General features: G+C 50.4%; 22 protein-coding genes. 10 read left to right on the top strand and 12 right to left on the bottom strand.

What is annotated here, in order from left to right; all coding sequences use genetic code 11:
• Window positions 1-27 precede the first annotated feature (27 nt).
• From ACMGGH_RS23250 to ACMGGH_RS23220, 7 genes are all read right to left on the bottom strand, one after another.
• Entirely contained in the window at window positions 28-1,668 is a 1,641-nt protein-coding gene (locus tag ACMGGH_RS23250; RefSeq protein ID WP_420299263.1) for an intermembrane transport protein PqiB, read from the bottom strand.
• The gene (locus ACMGGH_RS23245; RefSeq protein ID WP_420299289.1) at window positions 1,665-2,285 is read right to left on the bottom strand and encodes a paraquat-inducible protein A; all 621 of its coding nucleotides are present in this window, start codon (window positions 2,283-2,285) and stop codon (window positions 1,665-1,667) included. The genes ACMGGH_RS23250 and ACMGGH_RS23245 overlap by 4 nt, the downstream gene beginning before the upstream one ends.
• Complete coding sequence (locus ACMGGH_RS23240) at window positions 2,278-2,904, bottom strand: paraquat-inducible protein A (protein ID WP_282982946.1); 627 nt, start codon at window positions 2,902-2,904, stop codon at window positions 2,278-2,280. Before ACMGGH_RS23240 ends, ACMGGH_RS23245 begins: the two co-directional genes overlap by 8 nt.
• 88 nt (window positions 2,905-2,992) lie before the next feature.
• Window positions 2,993-3,661: a DUF3313 domain-containing protein gene (locus ACMGGH_RS23235; RefSeq protein ID WP_420299262.1), complete on the bottom strand. Its 669-nt coding sequence runs from the start codon at window positions 3,659-3,661 to the stop codon at window positions 2,993-2,995.
• Between the two features lie 567 nt (window positions 3,662-4,228).
• A complete protein-coding gene (locus tag ACMGGH_RS23230) occupies window positions 4,229-4,705 on the bottom strand; it encodes a cupin domain-containing protein (protein WP_338019606.1) in 477 nt (158 codons plus the stop codon).
• Window positions 4,706-4,749: 44 nt separating this feature from the next.
• Window positions 4,750-5,529, bottom strand: a complete 780-nt coding sequence (locus tag ACMGGH_RS23225) for a carboxymuconolactone decarboxylase family protein (protein ID WP_282982948.1) — start codon at window positions 5,527-5,529, stop codon at window positions 4,750-4,752.
• Between the two features lie 583 nt (window positions 5,530-6,112).
• Window positions 6,113-6,997 carry a LysR family transcriptional regulator gene (locus tag ACMGGH_RS23220; protein ID WP_282982949.1) on the bottom strand — a complete coding sequence of 295 codons (885 nt, stop codon included), beginning with the start codon at window positions 6,995-6,997 and terminating at the stop codon, window positions 6,113-6,115.
• A 170-nt stretch (window positions 6,998-7,167) separates the two neighbouring features.
• Here ACMGGH_RS23220 and ACMGGH_RS23215 point away from each other — a divergent pair, with 170 nt between their 5' ends.
• Window positions 7,168-8,304, top strand: a complete 1,137-nt coding sequence (locus tag ACMGGH_RS23215; protein WP_420299261.1) for an alpha/beta hydrolase — start codon at window positions 7,168-7,170, stop codon at window positions 8,302-8,304.
• Between the two features lie 300 nt (window positions 8,305-8,604).
• Here ACMGGH_RS23215 and ACMGGH_RS23210 read toward each other — a convergent pair whose 3' ends face one another.
• On the bottom strand, window positions 8,605-9,498 hold the full coding sequence (locus tag ACMGGH_RS23210; protein ID WP_282982951.1) for a LysR family transcriptional regulator: 894 nt from the start codon (window positions 9,496-9,498) through the stop codon (window positions 8,605-8,607).
• Between the two features lie 234 nt (window positions 9,499-9,732).
• Here ACMGGH_RS23210 and ACMGGH_RS23205 point away from each other — a divergent pair, with 234 nt between their 5' ends.
• From ACMGGH_RS23205 to ACMGGH_RS23185, 5 genes are all read left to right on the top strand, one after another.
• Window positions 9,733-11,325 (top strand): carboxylesterase/lipase family protein, encoded by a 1,593-nt coding sequence (locus ACMGGH_RS23205; protein WP_282982952.1) that lies wholly within the window; start codon window positions 9,733-9,735, stop codon window positions 11,323-11,325.
• A 422-nt stretch (window positions 11,326-11,747) separates the two neighbouring features.
• Window positions 11,748-12,944 carry an MFS transporter gene (locus tag ACMGGH_RS23200; protein ID WP_274578677.1) on the top strand — a complete coding sequence of 399 codons (1,197 nt, stop codon included), beginning with the start codon at window positions 11,748-11,750 and terminating at the stop codon, window positions 12,942-12,944.
• 39 nt (window positions 12,945-12,983) lie between these two features.
• The gene (locus ACMGGH_RS23195; protein WP_274578678.1) at window positions 12,984-13,958 is read left to right on the top strand and encodes an SDR family NAD(P)-dependent oxidoreductase; all 975 of its coding nucleotides are present in this window, start codon (window positions 12,984-12,986) and stop codon (window positions 13,956-13,958) included.
• 227 nt (window positions 13,959-14,185) lie between these two features.
• The gene (locus tag ACMGGH_RS23190) at window positions 14,186-15,166 is read left to right on the top strand and encodes an aldo/keto reductase (RefSeq protein WP_274578679.1); all 981 of its coding nucleotides are present in this window, start codon (window positions 14,186-14,188) and stop codon (window positions 15,164-15,166) included.
• A gap of 67 nt (window positions 15,167-15,233) precedes the next feature.
• The gene (locus tag ACMGGH_RS23185) at window positions 15,234-16,220 is read left to right on the top strand and encodes an SDR family NAD(P)-dependent oxidoreductase (protein WP_274578680.1); all 987 of its coding nucleotides are present in this window, start codon (window positions 15,234-15,236) and stop codon (window positions 16,218-16,220) included.
• 354 nt (window positions 16,221-16,574) lie between these two features.
• Here ACMGGH_RS23185 and ACMGGH_RS23180 read toward each other — a convergent pair whose 3' ends face one another.
• On the bottom strand, window positions 16,575-17,468 hold the full coding sequence (locus ACMGGH_RS23180) for a LysR family transcriptional regulator (protein WP_274578681.1): 894 nt from the start codon (window positions 17,466-17,468) through the stop codon (window positions 16,575-16,577).
• A 510-nt stretch (window positions 17,469-17,978) separates the two neighbouring features.
• On the opposite strand from ACMGGH_RS23180, the gene ACMGGH_RS23175 reads away from it, so the two are divergent.
• From ACMGGH_RS23175 to ACMGGH_RS23160, 4 genes are all read left to right on the top strand, one after another.
• Window positions 17,979-18,704 (top strand): isochorismatase family protein, encoded by a 726-nt coding sequence (locus ACMGGH_RS23175; RefSeq protein WP_274578682.1) that lies wholly within the window; start codon window positions 17,979-17,981, stop codon window positions 18,702-18,704.
• Window positions 18,705-18,773: 69 nt separating this feature from the next.
• On the top strand, window positions 18,774-19,778 hold the full coding sequence (locus ACMGGH_RS23170) for a hypothetical protein (protein ID WP_274578683.1): 1,005 nt from the start codon (window positions 18,774-18,776) through the stop codon (window positions 19,776-19,778).
• A 121-nt stretch (window positions 19,779-19,899) separates the two neighbouring features.
• Window positions 19,900-20,199 carry a hypothetical protein gene (locus ACMGGH_RS23165; RefSeq protein ID WP_420299288.1) on the top strand — a complete coding sequence of 100 codons (300 nt, stop codon included), beginning with the start codon at window positions 19,900-19,902 and terminating at the stop codon, window positions 20,197-20,199.
• Between the two features lie 382 nt (window positions 20,200-20,581).
• Window positions 20,582-21,094 carry a hypothetical protein gene (locus ACMGGH_RS23160; RefSeq protein WP_420299260.1) on the top strand — a complete coding sequence of 171 codons (513 nt, stop codon included), beginning with the start codon at window positions 20,582-20,584 and terminating at the stop codon, window positions 21,092-21,094.
• Window positions 21,095-21,127: 33 nt separating this feature from the next.
• On the opposite strand, the gene ACMGGH_RS23155 is transcribed toward ACMGGH_RS23160, so the two are convergent.
• From ACMGGH_RS23155 to ACMGGH_RS23145, 3 genes are all read right to left on the bottom strand, one after another.
• On the bottom strand, window positions 21,128-22,261 hold the full coding sequence (locus tag ACMGGH_RS23155) for a DUF3800 domain-containing protein (protein WP_420299259.1): 1,134 nt from the start codon (window positions 22,259-22,261) through the stop codon (window positions 21,128-21,130).
• Window positions 22,262-22,427: 166 nt separating this feature from the next.
• Window positions 22,428-23,201, bottom strand: coding sequence for a hypothetical protein (locus ACMGGH_RS23150; RefSeq protein WP_103744263.1), 774 nt, complete (start codon window positions 23,199-23,201; stop codon window positions 22,428-22,430).
• Window positions 23,202-23,213: 12 nt separating this feature from the next.
• Window positions 23,214-23,714 (bottom strand): HEPN family nuclease, encoded by a 501-nt coding sequence (locus ACMGGH_RS23145; RefSeq protein ID WP_420299258.1) that lies wholly within the window; start codon window positions 23,712-23,714, stop codon window positions 23,214-23,216.
• Between the last annotated feature and the right edge of the window lie 107 nt (window positions 23,715-23,821).

Here is a 23,821-nt window from a genome sequence, read left to right as displayed (position 1 = left end):
TCATGATTATCACTGACAGGCAACGCTTCATGGCTGGCCTCCATCAGATACACGGTATTCATCATCACCTTTCTGGGAGGGATCGGAGGGGCGTCCCCGCAACAGGGATTCCGGATGCCTGTCCAGCTGGTTTGTCAGACTGCGGACAGCACGTAATGTCCGTGTCGCTTCCTGCAGGGACTGGATAAGATTCATTATCAGCGGAGAATCTTCTGCCAGTATTTCCTGCGCATTCTGCGTTGTCTTCTGCGTTTGCTGCATTAGACGGTTCGCGACAGGGAGCGTATGAGTATTGACCATGTGCAGCGTTTTACTGAGCTCTCCCAGAGTGGCATTCATATTATTACCTATCGATTCAAGGGGCATTTTATTGATTTTCCGTGCTATTCCCGTCAGTTGTTCCTGAAGAATATTGAGCCCCCCGTTAACAGTCGGGAGCTCCAGTGGGCGGCGGGTAACGTCAAACGCAACCTGGGGGGCGTCAGGCATAAAGTCCAGTGAAATATAAAGCTGGCCGGTCAGAAGATTGCCGGTGGTTGCCTGTGCCCTCAGGCCATGTTCAATCATGTCGCGAGTGAAAATAGCCGTATTAATGTCCGTATCATCTGTCGGACGGGGGAGCTTCTCCAGCACATTTCCCATCCGGGACGGGTAAACCTCGATTTCCACAATCGTGGGAAACCGGTAACCATCCGGGTTATAGTCGAGTCTGACAGAGGTGACCCGGCCCACCCTGACGCCGGAAAATTCAACCGGAGATCCGGTACTGAGCCCATGCAGGGCATGTTCAAACCGAAGCTGAAAACGTACTGGCTGACCGTCTGAAGGTGCCATTGCGGTTTCCTGATCCGGGGAAAGACGAAAAGTCGGGGAGCGTGTCAGCACACCCTGCGAAGGTGAATCTGGGGCAGAAAAAGCTATCCCTCCGGCCATAATCGCGGCAACTGTCTGCGTTCTGAGCTGGAAACCATCGCTGCCGACAGAGAGATCCACACCGCTCACATTCCAGAAGCGCGTGTCGGATGTGACCAAGCGATCATAGGGGGCATCGATAAATATCTGTAACTCAATCCCCCGCCCGTCCTTGCGCAACTGATATGAGGCAATACGCCCGACCGGGATCCGACGATAATACACCGGTGAATTGATATCCAGGGAACCAAGGTCGTCAGCCTCAAGGGTGAACGAACTACCCGGTGTGTCATTGACAATGGCCGGGGGAGTATCCAGTCCCGTGAACGTCAGTTTCTGACTGGATGAATGTCCGCTGTCCACGCCAATGTAAGCACCTGACAGCAACGTATCCATGCCGCTGACGCCACTCATCCCCACCCGGGGTCTGACAACCCAGAATCGTGTATCTGCACGTGCCAGATTCCGGGCATTTTTATTCAGGCTGACCCGTACAAGCACCCGGGTGTTATCAGGACTCAGCGTGATGCTTCTGACAAGACCCACTGTCACATCCTTATATTTAACCATTGTTTTTCCGGCCTCAAGCCCCGTGGCGCTTCGAAAGGCAATCACCACCTCCGGTCCGGCTGATAACCGGGTCTGAATGAAAACAGACACGGCCATCAACAGCGCGATAAGTGGTACCAGCCAGATAAGTCCCTGTCGCCATCGACTGCGGATAAAAACCGGAACCCCGGGAAGCAGAACCCTCATGAATGATTTTCCCATATTGATTTTGGCTCAAATGCCAGTGCAGAGAGCATGGTCAGAATGACGACCATGCCAAAAAAAAGAATGCCCGAACGGGGTTCCGCTTCGCTCATGAGGGGGAACCTGAGCAGAGCGCTCACCACGGCCACCACCACCACATCAAGCATTGACCAGCACCCAATCCACTCAGTAAGACGCCAGAGCCGGGTGCGTCCGCGTCCGGCACACCCGATTTTCCGGGCCGATGCATACAGCAACAGGCCCAGCGACAAAAACTTTATGCAGGGAACAACAACGCTGGCGATAAAGATGAGCGTGGCTATTCCCGGAGAGCCGCTGAGCCAGAATATCCGGATACCGGAAAGAATCGTGCTGTCGCTTACCTGACCCGCCAGCATGGTATGCATGACCGGAAGCACGTTAGCCGGAACATAGAGGATCATGGCGGCAATCAGCAGAGCAAGGCTTGTCTGCCAGGATCCCGACTGGCGGTAAGGGAGTGGCGTGTGGCAGCGGGGACATTTTTCCGTTCTGCCGGATACGGGCATGTCCTGACATACCATTCCACACAGCGTACACCGGCAGATTTGCAGCCGACGGGCAGACAAAATGTTATGCATCATTTTCATTCCTTTCTGCCGGGAGCAAGGACCATAACGGCTGAAGATCGTGATGACGGACGAAGAGCATCAGAAAACTGGCGGCAGCCAGGGCATACCCTCCGGGACCTGCTGACACATCCAGCTGTGATGTCAATTTGATACCAGCAACCAGAAAACCCAGCACGGTGACATCCGCCATACTCCATGGAGAGATCCATTTGAGTAACTTCATTGTCAGGATAAATCCCGGAGCCGGATGCCGGAAACGGGAAAAGAGCAGCAGCCATACGGTCAGGATAATCTGTAATCCCGGGGCGATAAGGAGCAGAAACAGTATACCTGCCGCCAGAGCAAAATTACTGCCACCATGCCCTGGTGCACAGACGACATCCATCAGCGTGATCTCCCGGATTACCCCGTGAAAACCGACAGACATGACCGGTAAACAGCAGGTCAGAATAAAAGAGATCCCAGATGCCAGCGCGAGAGGAAGTAGATGGTCTGATACACTGCCATCCCCCTGCCACAAAACAGCATGACAGCGGCGACACCTCGCGGTATCTCCCGGTGCAGCTCGTTGTTTCTGGTAGACGCTGTCGCAGTGTGGACAAATGATGAGATGCGGAAATATCTTCATAAAGGATACCACCGGTTAACAGGGCCGGAGTGTCAATTCAGGCCGGTTCAGGCTTCTGATACCCCGGCCATCAGGTAAGTAAAAGGGACTATTGCAGTATCTCTGCCAGTTGTTCAGCCCCCTTTTCGATACCCGTTCTGGCTGCGCTGAGTGAACCGATACTGGCTGAAACATTCATTGCATTTGGGTACTGACGTGCAATATAAGACTGCAGTAATGCATTGCTGCTGGCATCATAAATTTCGGCAGCATAGCTCACCGAACCACTGAATAGGCCTTCACCTCCCCTGACTGACTGAACGATGTTGTAGGGGCCACCGGCCAGGTCAAATTTGGTAAACGTTCCGACAACCTGTGGAGTGGTGTCAGCTCCCGTGAGGGTCAGTTTCAGACGGAGAGTTCCCGGGCCGGGTGTCTTAACTTCCTGGAAACGCCCGTTCAGGGCGTGGGTAAACTGTTCCTGCATATAAGACGCAAGTGCACGGCGATCTGACTGCGGCATATCACCAAACTGCCCGTCTTTTCCCTGATAGATAGTCACGGGGTCAATAATGATGTTGTTATATTTTTGCCAGTCCACCTGGGGGGCATAACGCCAGGGAATACGCTTTGCATCATCCTCATCGGAATTGGCTGTCATTTTTGATACGGATTCGATCCCGCTGTAACGCACGGGCTGATTACCGGAGCAACCCGCGACAAATAAGAGCACAAGACTGACTGTGGCAGACCGGTTTATGTTGCTGATGATCTTCATGTAAATATCCTGACGTAATGAATGACGGCTGGACCGAGCAATTCCTTGTATGGCCCATACTATAAACTGTACAGTTTAGTTTTATGTGATTTATGAATATTGTCAACATAATGTTTAGATCTGACAACTTGTTGGATGTGCGGGCAACGGATGGAGTAAGAACGAAGGGAGAAGATAACGGACCAGAGGAGGTATATATCGTTGGAAGGTGTTCCCTACTATGGGCACTGATAGTCAGTTTTTCATTTTCAGTTATTATGGGTAGGTGAAAATGGAATGCAGGTCGATACGGATAAATGCAGGTTCATTTTGCAGGTATTGTGGCTTTGAGACCATCGCTGGTTGCAGCTAACGTGGGCTGAAAATCGGGGGTAAATGCAGGTCGGGTAATTTCAAATGCAGGTTACTACACCTAAGCTGAGCAGGCGTCTGCTGATATCCGGACTGTGTGAATGAACCTTTCTGTAAATGCGGGTCACTCCATGCACAAGTCATACTGCCGCAGGGAAAGTAAGATTACCGGGCGGTGGTTTTCAGGAAGAGCCGGCTCAACTGGCCGGCAATGATTTACTTTGCGCTGTACTCCTGATCAGATACGGGTTCAAGCCAGTCTGCACCTTTCCCGTCCTGCAGATATGTAACCGCGATGTGGCTCATTCCGGTAGTATCAGTGGCGCCATGCCAGTGTTTTACTCCTGCCGGGATCCAGACGACATCACCGGGGTTAATAATCCTTTTTTCCTGACCTTCTTTCTGAATCCAGCCTTTACCCGACCTGACAATAAGCATCTGACCTGCCGGATGAATATGCCATGCTGTTCTGGCTCCCGGCGCGAATGTCACCAGACCCGATGACGCAGGAGTTTTTAACGACGAAGGCGTCAGTAGATCGATAATCACATGCCCTGTGAAATAATCAGGAGAGCCCTGCTCTGAAGACACAGTGCCAGCCGGAGTTACTGTAATATCCTGACCATCATCGGCATTAACGCTGTCTGATATAACTACTGATGCAAACAGAGCGACCATTAATATATTTCTCATGTCTGACACTCCAGGTATGAAAAGGGGTTGTGAAGAATCTTTTCTCAGCTGTTCCGGTTATTGAGAACGTCCTGAACAACCGGAACTGCGGAAAACGCGTTGGGCCAGCCTGCATAAAACGCAACCTGAGCAATCAATTCAGCAACCTGTGCACGGGTCAGGCCGTTATCCATTGCTTTATTGAGATGGAATCCGATCTGGTTCACCTGACCATTCGCGATAAGGCCAGATACTGTCACCAGGCTTCTGTCACGGGGTGTGAGATCAGGGCGTAGCCAGAGGCTTCTGAACAGGATGTCAGTGGTGTATTGCACCAGTGCAGGCGAAACGGAGCCTGCAATCTTCTCCGCAGTTTCAGCCCGCTTTGTCTCTGCGGCTACATCCAGGGGTAACAGTACAGGCTCAGTTGAGGGGAGTTGCTCGACACCAATGCCCCGGGCAGCAAAGACATCTGCCGTTGCAGTGGCAGCACCTGTGGCATTGGCAAGTCCGGAGTAGAATGCGAGATGCGTAATGATTTCAGATATTTCACGGGGTTTAACACCGTTATCAAGGGCCCTGTTCAGCTCACCCGAAAGCTCCGATATCTGGTTCCGGGCTATCAGTACGGCTACAGTAATGACACTTCGATCACGTGGTGAAAGCTGTGGTCGTTTCCACAGATCACCCTCAACAGCGTTCTGAATATAACTTTGCAATGCCGGGGAAACGACGGCAACAGAAGGGGGGGTATCTGAAGACATGCGGTGCTCTCCTTGAGTAACTTGCGCGAAACCTGGCGCTGACAGGATGATTCCCAGAAAAACAGCTGGTATTGATTTCATAACGATCCTCGTTCAAGAATGTATGTGGGAAAATATTCTGAGATTGTGAATCAGCTCGTTGTCCTTTGAAAAAAACAGTCGACTCCGACACACCTCAGTAATAAGCAGCTGACTTCCATCCCCAAAATGATAGCTTTATTAATTACAGCCATTAACAAAAGTATCATTTTAAAACTCGCTCACTTACCCAACAATTATGTCCCGATTTCAGATGTAGTTACTGCCTTTCTGGTTTAACAAGAAGTAACTGATTTTCAGAAATGACAAATCCAATTACGGGAGCGGGCGGTTTTTTATTTTATCATTTCACTATAGCCTGTTGATTACTGATTAACTATAAACGTGAACCTATTGAACCAATGAATAATACTCATGAATGAATGTATATGCCTTCCGGGCAAGACGATATAGTGTGTGTTCGAAAACAGAAAGAAAGGAGTTCCCCGAGATTCGTGACGGATAAATCGTTGAACAATACTCAACTGAAACTGTGCACCCTCTGCCTGGTTTAGTTAAATTATCCGTGCTATGTCAGGAACTGCTGCTTCATGACCTGATCTGCGCATAATCATATTTTCATTCTTTAAATTCGTAATGTATCAATTACCGCTCTCAGTGCAGGTGACACATTGCGGTGCGGGTAATAGAGAAATGAACCGTCAAGACGCCGGCTGAAACGCTGGAGTACCCGGATAAGTGTGCCTTGTGCTAAATCCTCGGTTATCAGCTCTTCCGGGACATAGGCCAGGCCAAGACCCAGCCTGGCCGCTCTGGCTTCCATGTAGCTGTCGGCGAAAACCCACTGTCCCTGAGGTGGATGGGTGATTTTTTTCCCATCCAGATCGAGTTCCCAGGCGTACAGGTTGCCGTCGCCAAACTGATAAGCGATGCAGGGATGTACGGCTAAATCGGCGGGAGTTCGGGGAAAGCCGTAGCGACGAAAGTGTTCCGGCGTACCGACAATGGCCATCTCCATATCAGGGGAAATACGTACTGCAATCATACCATTTCGCACTTCCGCGCCCAGACGAACGCCTGCATCAAATCGCTCTGCAATAATATCGACAAACCGGCTTTCGCTGATGAGCTCGAGTCTGATATCGGGATAGCTTTGTTTAAATGCTGCCAGCTTCGGTAGCAGGACTTTATCAATGGCGTGCTGGCTGGCATTGATGCGTACCGTACCGGAGGGTGTCTGGCGATAATGCGCCAGTCTGGTTAGCCCCAGGTCCAGGGCGTCAAAACCGGATGCAACATTGTGATAAAGTTGTTCGCCGGCCTGAGTGAGTGATAACCGACGGGTGGTTCGAACCAGAAGCTGAACGCCAAGGCGCTCTTCAAGTTCGCGGACAGCGCGGCTGATCCCCGACTGAGCCAGGCCAAGCCGTTGCGCGGCAGCAGTAAAACTACCTTCCCTCACGACCTGCATGAACAGGTAAAGGTCATTATAGTTTTCCCGTTTCGCCATTCTTCCTCACTGCCAGTTCGCTATTCAGAACAATAAGCTATTAATCTTAGCACTTTTTACCCACTAATAAGCTCTTTTACTGCTAGCTAGAATAGGAAAATGTCAACCAGGCACAGCAGCATTGTCCATTCAAGTCCTGCTTCTGTCGCGTTTATTTCAGGGGGTTTTTGATGACGCTTTTCTCCAGAAGACTGAAATCCGGGATACCCGTCATGCTGCTATGCGCTTTATTAAGTGGAGTTACAACGATGAGTTATGCTGATACAACTAACCCGAATGCGCCTGTTTCATTGACTGAAAAATGGGATAAAACTTTCTCCGAAAGCGCGAAAGTGGATCACCGTAAGGTGACCTTTCAGAACCGCTACGGGATCACCTTAGTTGGAGATCTCTACCTGCCGAAAGACCGCGGTAACCGTAAACTGGCTGCTATTGCCGTCAGCGGCCCCTTCGGTGCGGTGAAAGAGCAGTCCAGCGGCCTGTATGCACAGACGCTGGCCGAACTGGGGTTTGTCACACTGGCGTTTGACCCTTCCTATACGGGCGAAAGCGGTGGCTATCCCCGTAATGTTGCCTCACCGGATATCAATACCGAGGATTTCAGCGCGGCCGTGGACTTTCTGGGCCTGCAACACGAGGTGGATCGTAACCGTATCGGCCTGCTCGGCATTTGCGGATGGGGGGGGATGGCGTTAAATGATGCAGCGATGGATACTCGCGTCAGAGCTGTGGCGACCAGCGTAATGTATGACATGAGTCGGGCGATGGGGCATGGGGTGGGTGATGGTAAAGACCGCTACACCACTGCCGATCGCCGTGCGGTACTGCAGTTTCTGAACGCTCAGCGCTGGAAGGATGCGGCAAACGGTACTTCCGCGCCGGGCGGGCATGACATTTATGTTGATGAGAAGGGTAACGCCACCGCTGCCGCGCGTATTCTGCCGGAAACCTTACCCGCCAACCCCCATCCGGTACTGAAAGAATTCTTCGATTACTACCGTGTGCCGCGTGGTTTCCATGCGCGTTCGGTCAATTCCACCGGGGCATGGAATGCAACCATGCCATTGTCGTTTATGAATATGCCATTGCTGAGTTACGCCAGCGAAGTCACCATTCCGGCGCTTATCGTGACTGGTGAAAAAGCCCACTCACGCTATTTTGCTGAAGATGCTTTCAAGGCAATCGGCAGCAAAGAGAAAAAACTGGTGATTGTCCCTGGGGCAAACCATGTCGATCTCTACGATAACGCTGCGGGTAAAATCCCGTTTGCTGAAATTGAACATTTCTTCACGGCAAACTTAAGATAACCAGATGGGATACCAGGCCACCCGCCTTAAAAACGGGTGGCTTAAACCTGACTGTTATGACTTAGTGTATGCCACTTTTCCGCTTATTTTCATTCCCGCCGTGTCGTTATACCTGGAATGGCGATCCCCCATTCCAGCTTTGGCATGAGCCTGATGATGAGGAAGCCTGGTCCGGGCTGATAATCAAAAAAATACCTCACCCGGAACCTGACAGGACTCGCATATGATCTTCGTTACAAAGTTAACTGTGGCATGAAATTCATGAGAAGGAATACACTACAGACCGGATGGTGTCAGAGCTTAGCCGCGGTGACGGAGGGCCTCAGTAAGCGCTCTGAAGGCTGGGGAGGCATGATGCCTGTGAGGATAATAGAGATAAAACCCCTCCCACCAGGGAGAGCAATTTTCAAGAACCCGGAGGAGATCGCCCTTTTTTATATATGCCAGGGCAATTTCTTCAGGTACGTAGGCGAGTCCGTACCCGGCCAGTGCTGCGTCGAGAACATAAAAAATATTATTAAAGGTCAGCTGCCCGTCAACGCGTACCTTGACTTCTTTACCTTCCACCTCAAATTCCCACGCATACAGCGCACCGGATGACGGAAACCGGTAGTTTATACAGGTATGAGTGATGAGTTCATTAGGAGAACGGGGGACAGGATGGTTGCTGAAATAGGCGGGAGAACCCACCACTGCAAAACGAAAATCAGGGCTGATGCGTGCAGAAATCATATCTTTTGCCAGCTGCTCGCCCATACGTACTCCGGCGTCATAGCGTTCAGTCACAATATCGGAGAGACCGTTGTCGAGCATCAGCTCAATTTTGATATCAGGATAAGCCAGCAGGAAATCATTCAGTTTTGGCCAGATCACGTTGCTGATGGCGTAATCCGGTGCATTCAGACGAATGGTGCCTGAGGGCGATTCTTTCAGCGCGTTAAGCGCCTCAAGCTGCATTTCAATGCCATCAAAATGTGGACCTATGCCCTGTATCAGTTTTTCACCGGCATCTGTCGGTGAAACGGCGCGGGTGGTTCTGGTCAGCAAACGTACACCCAGTCTTTTCTCCAGGTTCCTTATGGTGTGACTCAGAGCTGACTGAGAGATCCCTATCTTCGCAGCCGCCCGGGTAAAGCTTCGCTCTCTTGCAACAGCAAGGAAAGCGACAAGGTCGTTAATATTATTGCGGATCATCAAAGAAATCTCAGGACGTTGTTTTTTTACAAAAAAGAAAAAGCTTACTGGTCACTTTTTCCTAGTATCTCAGCCCTGTTAACTCAGACTGCCACAATGGAGCCCAGTACAGGTACCTTACCGTTCAATTAATGAATTTTATACATTATAGCATCCACTATTCAGATACTAATTTAATCACAAAAACCAATCTATCATTACATTCTTAGAGATGTGACTGATATGAGATCGAATATGAAACGAAATGGTAAACTCAAAAAATCAGTATCGGCACTGATTACCACCGCCTGCCTGATGATGGCTCTGCCAGCCATGGCGCAGGATACACTGGAGGTATCCACCTCTTCAGGTCCGGTCACAGGAACGGTAATTAATGGTATCAGTTCCTGGCTTGGCCTGCCTTACGCCGCCCCACCTGTCGGTAAATTACGCTGGCAACCCCCGCAGCCAGTCGCTCCCTGGACAACGGCCTTAAAGGCAAATGCACTGGCAGCAAGCTGTGCGCAGAACGCTGATCTTGGTGAGTTCGCCAGGGCCGGGGGAAATGAAGATTGCCTGTACCTGAACGTCTATCGCCCAGCTGAAATGCACAATAGTGATCAAAAGCTGCCAGTTTTCGTCTGGATCCACGGAGGAGGGCTTCAGGTAGGGCAGGGGGGGGATTACGACCCATCCAGACTCGTCAGGGAAGGTAATTCTGTTGTTGTCACCTTAAATTACCGACTGGGAATGTTTGGTTTTCTGTCCACTCCAGGGCTGGATTCAGAAGGGCATGAAGCAGGCAATTACGGACTTATGGATCAGCAGGCGGCACTGCGCTGGGTGCAGAAGAATATATCTGCCTTTGGCGGGGATCCATCTAATGTCACCATTTCCGGAGAATCCTCCGGCGGTAACAGCGTTATGGCACATATTGCCGCTCCGGGATCAGCTGGTCTGTTCCAGCATGTTGTGGCAATGAGTGGTTCCGGAATCATGTCGCGTCATCCAGCTTTTGGCGCTCCGCGTCCACTGGATGTTGCGCGTGAAACGGGGATAAAATTTGCCCGAGCCCTGGGCTGTGATGCCGGGGATGCAGAATGCCTGCGCGCCGTACCGACCAAGCGGATCCTGGATGTTCAGCCATCGTTCGCACTTAACGAATTTATCATCGACGGTAAAACCTTGCCTGTTCATCCGGCTGATGCTTACAAAAGTGGTAAGATCAACCCGGTTACGCTTATCAACGGGACAACGCGTGACGAAGGGCGCTTTTTCGTCGCACTGCCGGAAATACTGACAGGGAAAACCCTGCAGGAAAGAGACTACCCCGAATGGATTGAACAGCAGTACGGTAAAACGCTCAAGCCTAAGGTGCTGGCAGAATACCCACTTAAAAACTATGACAATCCTAGTGAGGCTTTTGCAGCCGCTGCAACGGACAGCATGTTCTCCTGCCCTGCGCGCGCATTAAACCGGAGTCTGGCTGATAAAATCCCCGTGTATGCGTATGAGTTTAGCGATCGCACTGCACCCTCTTATATCAGCGCAACAACATTCCCTCTGCTGGCAGCTCATACATTTGAACTGGCTTACGTGTTTCCGGGTTTTCACGGAGGAAGCGATATACATATCAGCCTTAACCCAGCCCAGGAAAAACTGTCACAGGAAATGGTCGGCTACTTCTCCGGTATGGCAAAAATGTCCAGCCGTGAACAGAGCTGGCCCCGCTATAGTGCGAAGTCAGATAATTTCATGACCTTCGCCCTTCCGAAAGCCAGAATGGTATCAGGGCATTTCGCTGATACTCATCACTGTGAATTCTGGGATAAGCAGGGGCTTTACTGATTTATTCTGACGCTGAGGTTTGTTGCCGCAGCTAATGCTGCGGCTTATCAACTACCGTTGAGTAGCTAATTTGTCACCCCGGAGCTTATTAAATGAAGTATGTCTCACCCAGAAACTGAACGGTTAATAACGAATCTGAAAATCACAATATAAAATACTTCGTCTTTTTTTGTCTACGCACCGAAATGTTTAATATTTACCGGTGATTTTTACTGGGTGCGACAAGTGTTCTGCTTAAAGATAAACATATTGCATACTGCCTAGTTGTATATTTTGCGATCACCCCTTTTTAGGTGAAATAGCGACGACGGCTGAGGAAGTATAAAAAAATGAATAAATCACATTAGTTAATAATCATATATATCTGCCTTGATAAGGGCTACTGGAAAAAACTAACACCTGACCGTCATAAGGAAGAAAAATTGACTGATAAGAGCATGATCCCTGAAACAAACCTCACGAAAGCGATGGTGCTCCTCTTCGCCGTCACTGGCGGCCTTGCTGTCGGAAATCTGTACTGGGCCCAGCCATTATTGCATGTTATTGCTATTGATATGCATATTCCGGCAGGCAACGCCAGTCTACTTATTACGATTACGCAACTGGGCTATGCACTCGGGATTTTCTTGATTGTACCACTGGGTGATACGATAAACAGGAAATACTTGATCCCTGCTGTTCTCTTTACCTCTGCACTAGCCCTTCTCGGATGTGCTCTTTCCTCGCAGTTCATTATATTGTGTATATTTATGGGGATTCTGGGAGTGACTACAGTGGGAGGAGGTATTTTGACTCCTTTTATCAGCGATATATCTCCTGCTGCTAAACGTGGAAAAATTATTGGCACTATTGTATCCGGAATGCTGACCGGGATCCTGCTCTCACGTACACTGAGCGGTTTTTCCAGTGAATATCTGGGATGGCGGTCTATCTACTTTTTTGCCGCCGGATGCACATTTTTGTTAGCGATGCTTTTATTGTTCATACTCCCCGAAGAAAAAGATAAAGCTCGTATACCCTATGTTCCTTTGATCCTCTCTGTTTTTAAAATTGCAGGGAGCCACAAGGCTATCCGTACCACCCTGATGCTGGGATTTGGTGTCTTCGCCGTCTTTAGCGCATTCTGGACAGGTTTAACATTTCTTCTGAGCAGTTCGCCCTTTTTCTATACGACCGACCAAATTGGTCTGGTCGGCATTGCCGGTCTTGCTGGAGCGCTCGCAGCGCGAAGAGCGGGCTCACTTCACGATAAAGGATACTCGGTTGCAGCAACGGGTTATGCACTCATTCTGGCCATTGTTTCCCTTGCTGTGACGCTGATTGCCGTACACACCATCTGGCTGGTCATTATCGCCGTTATTACCTTTGATATGGCAATCCAGACGCTGAACGTGGTGAATCAGTCCAGAATACTGGCGCTGGATCCAGTCAACCGCAGCCGGATTAATACCGCATTTATTACTTTAAACTTCATCGGTGGGGCAACGGGTTCAGCCCTGACAGGTCTGCTCTGGAATGCCGGTAACTGGTACGCCGTTGCAGGTGCAGGCATGGCAGTGCTGGGCATAACCTTCCTTATCTGGTTTTTCTTTCGTGGAAATCTGGCAACTCACCGGTGAATCAGCACCCGTGGCTATTGTTCTTACTGAGGATAATTTATGACAACTGACTTTACTGCAACGTCCACCGCAAACGATGTTCTCAACAATGTTGACCTGACAGGTAAAAATGTTCTGATAACCGGTGTCTCTGCCGGTCTTGGCGTGGAAACGGCCCGGGCTCTGGTTGCACGGGGAGCTTCAGTGACAGGAACTGCGCGTAACCTGAAAAAGGCGGAAGCTGCTGTCTCTGATATCAGATTACTGGCTGCAGAATCGGCCGGTTCCTTTCACTTAATTGAGATGGATCTCGCCGCGTTGAACAGTGTCTGTGCAGCAACGGACAGCCTGCTCAACAGTAACCAACATTTTGATATCGTCATTGCCAACGCAGGCGTCATGGCGACACCGGAAGGGAAAACGGCGGACGGGTTTGAAACCCAGATGGGTACAAATTTCATCGGTCACTTTGTGTTCATTAAACGTCTGATACCAGCCCTTAATCCGGGAGCACGAATTATCCTGCTCTCTTCGCTTGCCCATGCCATTGCTGACGTGAATATTGAGGATCTGAATTTTGAGCTCACTCCCTATGATCCCTGGATAGCCTATGGCCGCTCAAAAACGGCAGTTGCACTGCTTGCAGTCGAACTGGAACGCCGGTACGGAAGCCAGAATATTCACGCAGCATCCGTTCATCCAGGTGCGATCCAGACCGAACTGCAACGCCATTACAGTAAGGAAGTCGATGAAGCTTTCATCGCTGAGATTAATAAGGCGAATGCCAGAAGAGGTCTCCCACCATTTCAGTGGAAAACAGTACAACAGGGAGCTGCGACGACAGTCTGGGCTGCCGCCGCAGCCAGTGTGTCTGATATCGCCGGTAAATACTGTGAAAACTGCCATGTCGCCTACATCAATAACAGTGAGGGGGTCAGCGACGGGGTTCGTTCTTATGCTCAGGATCCAGCACATGCAAGTGCTCTCTGGGACGCCGCAGAACGTCTGGTGAAAGAGAAGTTCGGTGATATATAAATTCGGGAGAATTAATCGCCCACCGGCTGAAGCTGTATCCACTTTCATCCCCTGACGAAATTCTTTTAGTCAGCAGCGCCTATCGCTGAAACTTTGGCCAGTTACATAAAACTGGCCTTTCAGTTATGTATTGTTGATTTTTTTTCATAAGTCCATCTCAAACATGAGTATTAATTTTTGATGAAACAGGTTCTATAACAAACTTTGGATGATCAGAAGGAGAAAGAATGAAACAACGTAAACTGGGTCAGGAACTCCGGGTATCTGCCATAGGTTTTGGCTGTATGGGACTCTCTTTCGGATATGGACCAGCTGTGAAGCAGGATGAAGCAGTGCAACTCATCCGGTCAGCTTATCAGAACGGCGTTACTTTTTTTGATACTGCAGAAGCTTATGGCGCTGAAAATGAAACGCTACTGGGAGAAGCGGTTGCTCCATTTCGCCATGACGTCGTACTTGCCACAAAATTTGGCTGGAAGGACGGTAATGCCAGAACGGGATTGCTCGACAGCCGTCCGCAGCGGATACGGCAGGTGGCTGAAAAATCCCTGAAGCTGATGAAAACAGATTATATCGACCTGTTTTACCAGCATCGCGTGGATCCCGATGTTCCTATTGAAGATGTGGCGGGTACGGTTGCGGATCTGGTGAAAGAAGGGAAGGTCAAACATTTTGGCCTTTCTGAAGCGGGGCCTGAGACCATCCGCCGCGCCCATGCCGTTTTCCCGGTTACGGCTGTGCAGAGTGATTACTCATTGTTTACCCGGGATCCTGAAAAATACATTCTGCCGCTTCTGAATGAACTTGGTGTGGGATTTGTTCCATTTAGTCCCCTTGGCAAGGGGATCCTGACGGGAGCAATCACATCAGATACTGTTTTTGATGAAAATGATGTACGTAACCGTCTTCCCAGATTCAGTACAGAATCCCGTGATAACAATGTGAAAATTGCGACAGAGATAGGTCGTCTGGCATCAGGGATTAAGTGTACCAGTGCCCAGCTGGCACTGGCGTGGCTACTGGCGCAAAAGGAATGGATTGTGCCTATCCCGGGGACCACAAAGATACACCGTATGCAGGAAAATACAGCGGCAGCTTCAGTGGTGCTGACGCCGGAAATCCTTCAGGAACTGGATGCTCTCTTGCTTAAAATGCCGGTGAAAGGAACCCGGTATAACGAAAAGGACCTAAAACTGGTAGGCCGCTGAACGAGGAAAATGGGGGAGGTTTCAGACACAACCCCCTCCCTTAGTCATACATATACCAGGAGTGAAAATGAAAAACGAGTTTAATGCGGAGTCGACGACAGAAGATGTTCTGAAAGGTCATGATCTTTCTGGTTTGCGGATTCTTGTCACCGGGGCATCTGCCGGGCTTGGCGTAGAGACAGCCCGGGCACTGGTTGCGCATGGCGCTGAAGTGATCGGAGCGGTCAGGGATATTGATAAAGGTAAGCTGGCTACACAAATTGTTCATGAAGCGGCAATACAGGGCGGCGGTAAATTTTCGTTGATCCAGCTCGATCTTGCCGACCTGGACAGTGTCCGTTCTTGTGCCGGTAAACTTCGGGACAGCGTTTCAGCGCTGGATATTATTATTGCCAATGCCGGGGTTATGGCCACACCATTCGGTCTGACTAAAGAGGGATTTGAAATCCAGATTGGCACAAACTTTATCGGCCATTTTGTTCTTGTTAACCGCCTTTTTCCACTGCTTAAGAAAGGCGGAAGGGTCGTTATTTTATCCTCAGGGGCACACTCACGGGCAAATATTGATTTGAACGACTTTAATTTTACCCACAGCCGCTACGATCCGTGGATAGCTTATGGTCGTTCTAAAACGGCTGATGCCTTGTTTGCCCTGGAGCTGGACCGACGAGCACAACGATATGGCATTCGTGCCATTGCCGTTCATCCAGGCTCCATCCGGACAGAACTTCAGCGGCATTACAGTCCAGAAGATGAAGAAGCCCTTGTCGCTTCTATAAATGAAGCCAACCAAAAAGCCGGACGCCCCCCGTTTCGCTATAAGGATATTTCACAGGGAGCGGCAACAACGGTATGGGCTGCAGTGGCGGCACCTGTGGAGGAGGCCGGGGGGCGGTATTGCGAAGACTGTCACGTTGCGAAAGTGATGGATGGAGAGGGGCTGCGCGAAGGCGTTCGTTCTTATGCTGCGGATCCTGAACAGGCGAAGGCTCTGTGGGACAAAGCGGAAGAGCTGACCGGAGAAAAGGGACTTTGTTTCGCTGAATCGGAGTAGCGCCCGTTACAGAAAAACCTTTCATCTGCCCGGTTTTACTCCTCAGAAGAATGACCGGCTGTAAATACTGAACCATACCGGGTACAGACCCGGTATCCATCTTCATGATCAGCGAGCCTGCAGCCAGGGTCTGCACGGACAGCCAGAAAACGACCTGCGCCAGAGAACACGCTTATTTCAGGAACTGTTTTCTGACCATAATCATGTACGCTTTAAAAAAGGAGCCTGGTTTTGATCGTCATGTGTCACAAAAAAGCACTGCAACATTAATTGCGGACTGAATATATTTTTCAGTAATAAGCACCTTTTACTGAATAACAGAGCAATGGCGACCGGGATGTCGCTATGCGGCAATCATTCACGAAATCTAAGCGCCTCTACAAACGCGGTAAAAGCTGATGAAGTAAGATGCCGGTTGGGGTAATACAGGTGCAGACCTTCCCAGAGCGGCGACCAGTCAGCCAGAAGTTCCTGTAGCATGCCATTGCGGAGATACTCATCGGCATACTCTTCATGCACATAAGCCAGTCCAATTCCCTCCACAGCCGCCTGCAGTGCATGCTCAACGTCATTAAATATCAGGGGGCCCTCAACTCGGACTTTTACGATTTTTCCGTCACGGGCAAACTCCCAGGGGACAATCTGACCTGCCAGCGAAAAACGGTAATTAATGCATTTATACTGAATCAGCTCCCGGGGATGCGCGGGAAGGTGAATGGTGTCCAGATAGGCCGGCGCGCCCACTACCAGATAGCGCGTATCCGGACTTATCCTTACTGATATCATATCCTTAGCCAGGTTTTCCCCCATTCGAATCCCTGCATCAAAGTTCTCGGACACGATATCAAGCAGGCTGTTACTGACGTTCATTTCAACCGTCACATCCGGATAGTCAGAAATGAACCGTCTGATCTTTGGCCACAGGTAAAACCGGGCGGCGAATTCAGGGGCAGATAAACGTATGGTACCGGCAGGCTTATCCCGGAGAGTGTTGAGCGCATCGAGTTGTTCGTCAATGGCATCCATCAGGGGTGAAATTCCTGACTGTAAACGAATGCCGGCTTCAGTCAGGGCCACAGCCCGGGTTGTTCGGGTAAACAGTCGCATACTCAGCCGCCTTTCCAGATTCCGGATGGTATGGCTTAACGCAGAGGGAGATACGTTCATTCTGGCGGCCGCCCGGGTAAAACTGAGTTCGGAGGCAACCGCCATGAACGCTGCGAGGTCGTTGTAATTATCTTTAGCCATAACAATCCACAGGAAGTCGTAATAAATTATTAATCAGTCCGGAATGGTGCTGAAAAGAACGGAACCGTAAGCCGCCCGTCCGACATGCGGCTGGTTCAGTCATCAATATTAGTGAAATTATCTCATCAGTTCATTCTCATCTTTGCATTAAATGTCATAAAACATTTGCAGTATAGTGTAGACGGGTGATGTCCTGATGCAGTTTTGCACAAGTGCTGTCTCCCGCCGTTCAGGAAATACAACGGCGACAGATACGCAACAGGCTGCCGAAACGGCATTCTTGTGCCGTCCGTTCTGCCTGTCGAGTCAATGGACGGGATACATCATCTGGTAACTGTCATGTCTACCGGTATGACCGCTACATATGAGAATTGTCAGGCAATATTAATTTCATGGCCTCATAGGTGCAGGGATTTCAGCTCCCTAATATTGCGATTTATGGTCATGGTGCCCCGGGCAAGTCTGCAAATAAATAAACCTCTCACACACTCAATCAGAGCGACTCATCAAATGAATAAAAAATTAACCTCCCTTAATATGGGAATATTACTGGGTGCAAGCCTGTTTCTGACCAGCGTACAGGCAAAAGATAACCAGATAACTGCGCCGGAAACTCATCTGTCTTATACATCCTCGGTAATTTCAGCAACCGGTGTAAAAACGGTCAGAAACGATACGCTGGATCCATCAGATGTACTGTTTATCTTTGCCGACCTGCATCCTGATCTAATCGCATCCAGCAATACAATGTCACCGTCTGCGCTGGCAGCCAACGCAGGGGGACTGGCAAAAGTTGCTCATGCCATCAAGGCCCCGTCCCTTTTTCTGACCGTGCCACGGAATGGGAAACCGGGTGAACTCCTTCCGGAACTACAGCCTTACGCGACGGCAGAAAACACTATTTACCGGGAAAATGCGGATCCATTCAGGGTTAAGCAAATCGTTAATGCAATTAAAAAATCTGGAAAACACACCCTCATCGTTTCGGGCTATACCTCAGAGGTTGCCGTCATGCTTACCGCGCTGGGCGCTCTGGATAACGGGTATCGGGTATTGATCCCTGTGGATTGTATCGGTAATCGCTCAGCTCGCACCGAAGATGCAGCACTGGCCCGAACTGCACAGGCAGGCGCACAAATCACGTCCCTCGCCAGTGTGGCAGCTCAGCTGGCACCTGATTTTTCTAAAGAGCCCGGAACGACCATTCTCTCCGTTATCCTGGACGCCAAACTTTAATAAAAACGAAGCTGTATAAACTGACGATATGTCCGTTTCACCTGTTTAAACCTACGAAAAGAGCACGCTATGCAAGATATAAAACTCTCAACATTTGGTTCCTTTATTGCCGGTGGCGAAGTGGTCAGGCGGCAGAATACCGACGGCACAGAAGAGGTTACCCTGCGCCATCAGGCATACGTGGAATACTATATTCCTTCAGACCTGTCGGCAGATCGCCCGGCTATCATTCTGACCCATAATTATTTCGCGGCTTCAGCCTGGTTAAGTAACGTTGACGGGAAAGAAGGTTGGGCGCAATTCTTCCTGCGTAACGGCCACCCGGTGTATGTTATCGATCCGCCCGGGTCAGGACGTGCCGGCTTTAATCCGGATGATATCGACCATGCACAGATGGTGATTGATGGCGCGATGTCTGTTGATAAAGGGTTCTGGCCAGGCCAGGACAGCAGTGCCTGGGCTGCATGGAATATGGGACCTGAATGGGGGGTACCGGGTGATGGTATCCTTCAGGGCAATCAGATGCCTGGTGATGAGGCTTCCAGACGTCGCCTGCTCGGGACGCTTATCCCGAATAAACCGGTTCCTGATGCCATTCTGGACGACACCTTCATCAGCGTGCTTGAAAAGGTCAATAATCTGTCCGGCCCGGCAGTTTTTGTGGCGTGGTCAATGGCCGGTGGTCTGGGGCAACGTCTGCTGCTGAGGCGCCCGGACCTGTTCAGAGCCCTGATCCTGCTGGACGGCTACAGCGGCGAAAATCGTTTCCCACAGCCCGGAAAATGGTTCGATAACGGGCCTATCAGTGAATATAAAACGGTAGCGGCCACGATGGCCAGACACAATATTCCGCTTCTCAACGTCAACAGCGCAGGCGGACACTATTCCAACACCGGGCATTCAGGCGAGCTGAACCAGACGCTGGTCGATGAAATCCATGCCGTAAACGGCAAAGCTGACAGCGTCTTCCTGCCTGATCATGGTATTCCGGGTAACAGCCATATGATGTTCTTTGAACAGAACAGCGATGATGTTGCTGCACTACTGAAAAACTGGATCGCAGATATTGCCTGAATAATATAAACGGACCAGGCCTGGCGATCGGCCATTTCCTTAAGCTTTTTAGCCGTGCCTTCTGGCAGTGCCTCAGACGCAGGGACAACGTCTCGCCACCTGCAGTTGTCCTGAAGGATAACTGCAGGACTCCACGGGCAACGGCTGGCTTTTCAGTGAACCGGCTGAAGCAATTTCCGGAGATATTGTTATTGCTCCGGAACGCCTTCCGGAGGAGTTTAAACTCGCCGTTATCCAGATTTTGCTGAATCGGATAGACCGCGATACGGCAGAGAATACTGACCTGTATGACTATAATCGTCAGGTTAACCGAGGCTGGCGTAACTTTATCCTGCGCCTGATGGGTATCCATTTGCCTGACAACGGCCGTGTTCATCTTCAGGGCATTAATGCCAGAAAAGAATCCATCTATCCCGCCTGAAACCGCGCCGGCAGTTGTGGTAACCGCAGACTGTCTGCAATCGTAAATGCCTGGTCGGTCTCTTTTTCATTGGATTTGCGGCCAGGCTCGCCAGCACCACCTCCTGATCTCCCCTGCTAGCTGCATACAGACCGCCTTCCCGGCGGTTTTTTTATGCCTTTTCTGCGGTGATAAGACGGGACGGAAGCCTGCCGGCTCGTGGCTCAGGATCCGACTTTAGCTTTTTTCGGATCTCAGGTGAGAAAATTGAAGGAAAATCAAAATTCACACATCAGTTTAAATATCAATACCAAAAACAACAAATAGCACTTTTTGTATTCTCAGATAGCACTAATTGCTAAAACGGGGTATATTTGCGTCATCGGCTGCTTCAGGTGGCCTCATGACCATCTTTAAGGAGAATATTGTGGACACAAGTCTGATTGGACCGATCCTTACGGCGCTGCTTGCCGCTGCGGGGTTCTACTGTAAGTTTTGGTTTACGCGTTATCAGGCCTCCCGTGATCAGGCCCAGAAAGTCAGCCGGACGATCGAGGATGTCCTGAGCAAAATGGCCGCGATGTTCGGACAGAAGAAACCTGCCCGGATACTGAGAGAGGAATTTTCCGCTGTTATTGCGCCGCTTCATCAGGAAATGCGTATCCTTGACGATATGACGTCCCGTCTGCCGCTGAAATGGCTGCAGCGCGAACAGCGCCACGTTCTTTATCATGCCCGATGGCTGCAGCGGTATCTGGATTCGCGCAGGGGCGGCAGTGACGGGGACTTTTTCCTGCTATTGCACGATGTGGCGATGGGGACCGATTATCAGGTTGCTGACATTCTGGCATCGCAGCATGACTGTAAGCGGCGTCGTGGATCACAGCTGCCGGTTAACCTGAAAACCTGCCCCTGAGAGGGAGCAGTTGAAAGCAGATAATATCCGGCATCAGTCGGGTGATCCCGACACCACATATGGCATGCGTCTGGCTTCATCAAAGTCCCGCAGCTCCTGCGCCTGCCTCATGATCTCTGCGCTTGGTACCGGGAGTTTACCCAGGAGTTCCTTAAATCGACTGGCAACCGACTGGATTGACACGCTGTTGGTCCTGGCTGTTTTCAGATTGGTATAAACAAGGCGGGAAAGTGGCTTTGTCAGCGCCTTGTCTTCCATGAATCGCTTGAATGTCCAGAGATAAATATCTACCAGCTCCAGACCTGCACTCTTGGTACCGGACTGGAATACAAGTGGTTCAGCCGGCATATTTTTCATGTTCATAACAGGTAATCCGGGCCCCAGTTCCCAGGGCATATCCCGTATCTGGTAGTAAAACTCGTTAAGTTCACGCTGGGTGGTGTTGAACTGTGACTGCTGGTCAACAATGATACTGGCCTTTCTTTCTGGTGCCCCCAGGCGGGAACAGATCCCGTGCAATACGGACTGAAAGCCAATCATATTGGGCATAATCCGCAGCCTTTCCTTGTTGGTTTTACAGTTATAGCCCAGCTGTTCAAAATTGGCTGACGCCCAGTTCAGGGCATCGGTGATCAGCTGCTTCGACCGGTGGTCCAGCGCGCTGGCTGCCGCCCTGCTGATCAGTTCATCACTGACGGTACAAAAAAGTTCCGACGCCCGCTCATCATGCGCCTCCAGCCTTGCCGTCCATGCGTTTGAAGCAAGTTCATCATCAAACAGGCTGGCCAGATTCAGCAGCAGGGGGTAGCGCAGAGGGGTCCAGTATGCAGACCAGGGAACGGCCGGATTCATTCCCTGATCAAATACCTGGTCGAAGAACGAAATAATGGCATGATCGCGCTTTACTACCTGCCAGATGTCAAACCGTATCCGGTGCTTTTTCTGCAGAACCAGCAGCGTATCCACAAGGTCAGAAAGGCGGTGCAAGCCCAGTTCCGCAGCGTGCAGGCGCTGCACGCCAAGCGTTTTGCGTATTACGGCTAGATCTGCTTCAGCAACCTTATCCAGATTAGCATCAGACGACAGCACTCCGTAGGAGAGGACTGGCTGGGTTTTGTCAAAAAGGTTTCGGCCAGTCTGGCCTGTTTCATCCACATAAAAGTGCATTCAGAGATCCTTTACCAGGCAGGAGGAAGGGAAACGGCATAATCCGGGTCAATGTAAAACCTTTCTGCAGCCAGCTGCAAGTGATCCACTTAATGCTTTAATGACCTCAATACTGGGTTCACGGCAATGAACAAACGGGCCGGATCACAGACCCGTTTTTTAGGGATTACATCTGCCCGGGCTGCAGAAACTCGATTCTGGCAATGGCCGACCTGGACACAGATTTCCCGTCACAGTCTATGCCGAAAGTTGCGTTTCCGTCCGGCGGGAGGTCACGGACTGATGTATAGGCATATGACAGAGCCGTTTCAAGAACCCCTTTTTCATAAACAATATCCGCCTCGAACCAGACAATACAGGGATGAAGCACGCTCAGATAATGCGGTTTAAGATCGTGGCCGTATTTCTTCTGGTAGGCCTTACAGACATCCTCTACCAGCTCCGGCAGCCAGAGGTAATCATGCAGTCCATTTTCACTGGCGTTAAAATGTAATTCCCGGACTAAATGGCCAAAAGGCCCCCAGTGGATTTTATCGCCGGTTCTGAGCTGAAACATCTCATCCGGGACGCCCCCCGGAACATCCCATTCCTTCAGGTGTGTACGGACCATCTCATTTGGGGCCAGGTCGAGCAGCATTTTCATGGCGAGGGATTCTGACTGATTTAGCGCCAGTAACCCCGCCGGAAAAGTATTACCGGCGAAAGTCCGGGTGCCATGAAACCACAGAGCCCGGGTGAATGGTCCCGGTTCGCCCAGTTCCGCACAGACGTACTCTCTCAGATACTGAGGTGCATCAACCAACTGGCGAGGATTAAGCTCGTAGATACTTTCAAGATCGAGCGAAAGCAGCACTTTTTTCAGCTTTTCAGGGGGACAGCCAAACCCGGCAGATAATGTATGCAACGCCTGAGTTCGTGAGGAGCAATCGAGAATCAGCATGGTGTAAATCCCTTACAAATCCAATATGTTAACAGCGGGGGCTCGACGGCGGGCCATATTGTCGAGCAGCAGGGTCGCATAATATTTCAGAAAGGGTAAAAGCTCCGGAGCGCTGAAGCTGGCGTAGACTTCTCCATCTCCCTGAGATTCCCTGAAAACAATCCAGTCTACAAGGTGTGCATGGCTGGCTGACTCTACCTGGACGCAGAAATGAGCAACTGAATTCCGCATCTTATGGATCAACTCCCGCAGGTTCATTTCCGGTCCGGGCAGCTGTGACTCATGTAATCCCATTTCTGCTTTAAGTTGCCGCGTTAAACGGTCAGCAGGCAGGAAAGAGAGCGCCCTCTCTTTCGGTAACACGATAAGGCCCAGAAGGCAATTCAGGGTCAACGTGTAGTTGTACTGCTCCCTGAAGGGTTTGCCCAGCACCTCAATCATTTCGTTATATTGATCGATAAGCGCCAGTGTTCGCTGAACAAAATCGGTCTCAAAATCTGAATAATTTCCCATTTAACCCTCCCGTTCCGGTTCGAGGATCCACTATATCATCCGGCCAGCCTGACGGCTCAGGTACGGCATTTCCTACTAAGCATCTTTTCGGATCTGCGAGGCGGAAA

The organism is Enterobacter sp. BNK-16 (assembly GCF_048684955.1).
Taxonomy (GTDB): domain Bacteria; phylum Pseudomonadota; class Gammaproteobacteria; order Enterobacterales; family Enterobacteriaceae; genus Enterobacter; species Enterobacter bugandensis.
This window is presented reverse-complemented; position numbering and strand designations above follow the sequence as displayed.

Coding starts and splice junctions, on each gene's coding strand:
- ACMGGH_RS23205 (WP_282982952.1), top strand. CDS start 9,733: ATGAAACGAAATGGTAAACTCAAAAAATCAGTATCGGCACTGATTACC.
- ACMGGH_RS23185 (WP_274578680.1), top strand. CDS start 15,234: ATGAAAAACGAGTTTAATGCGGAGTCGACGACAGAAGATGTTCTGAAA.
- ACMGGH_RS23215 (WP_420299261.1), top strand. CDS start 7,168: ATGACGCTTTTCTCCAGAAGACTGAAATCCGGGATACCCGTCATGCTG.
- ACMGGH_RS23240 (WP_282982946.1), bottom strand. CDS start 2,904: ATGAAGATATTTCCGCATCTCATCATTTGTCCACACTGCGACAGCGTC.
- ACMGGH_RS23245 (WP_420299289.1), bottom strand. CDS start 2,285: ATGCATAACATTTTGTCTGCCCGTCGGCTGCAAATCTGCCGGTGTACG.
- ACMGGH_RS23235 (WP_420299262.1), bottom strand. CDS start 3,661: ATGAAGATCATCAGCAACATAAACCGGTCTGCCACAGTCAGTCTTGTG.
- ACMGGH_RS23175 (WP_274578682.1), top strand. CDS start 17,979: ATGAATAAAAAATTAACCTCCCTTAATATGGGAATATTACTGGGTGCA.
- ACMGGH_RS23195 (WP_274578678.1), top strand. CDS start 12,984: ATGACAACTGACTTTACTGCAACGTCCACCGCAAACGATGTTCTCAAC.
- ACMGGH_RS23210 (WP_282982951.1), bottom strand. CDS start 9,498: ATGATCCGCAATAATATTAACGACCTTGTCGCTTTCCTTGCTGTTGCA.
- ACMGGH_RS23160 (WP_420299260.1), top strand. CDS start 20,582: ATGACCATCTTTAAGGAGAATATTGTGGACACAAGTCTGATTGGACCG.
- ACMGGH_RS23150 (WP_103744263.1), bottom strand. CDS start 23,201: ATGCTGATTCTCGATTGCTCCTCACGAACTCAGGCGTTGCATACATTA.
- ACMGGH_RS23250 (WP_420299263.1), bottom strand. CDS start 1,668: ATGAGGGTTCTGCTTCCCGGGGTTCCGGTTTTTATCCGCAGTCGATGG.
- ACMGGH_RS23230 (WP_338019606.1), bottom strand. CDS start 4,705: ATGAGAAATATATTAATGGTCGCTCTGTTTGCATCAGTAGTTATATCA.
- ACMGGH_RS23225 (WP_282982948.1), bottom strand. CDS start 5,529: ATGAAATCAATACCAGCTGTTTTTCTGGGAATCATCCTGTCAGCGCCA.
- ACMGGH_RS23170 (WP_274578683.1), top strand. CDS start 18,774: ATGCAAGATATAAAACTCTCAACATTTGGTTCCTTTATTGCCGGTGGC.
- ACMGGH_RS23145 (WP_420299258.1), bottom strand. CDS start 23,714: ATGGGAAATTATTCAGATTTTGAGACCGATTTTGTTCAGCGAACACTG.
- ACMGGH_RS23155 (WP_420299259.1), bottom strand. CDS start 22,261: ATGCACTTTTATGTGGATGAAACAGGCCAGACTGGCCGAAACCTTTTT.
- ACMGGH_RS23190 (WP_274578679.1), top strand. CDS start 14,186: ATGAAACAACGTAAACTGGGTCAGGAACTCCGGGTATCTGCCATAGGT.
- ACMGGH_RS23180 (WP_274578681.1), bottom strand. CDS start 17,468: ATGGCTAAAGATAATTACAACGACCTCGCAGCGTTCATGGCGGTTGCC.
- ACMGGH_RS23220 (WP_282982949.1), bottom strand. CDS start 6,997: ATGGCGAAACGGGAAAACTATAATGACCTTTACCTGTTCATGCAGGTC.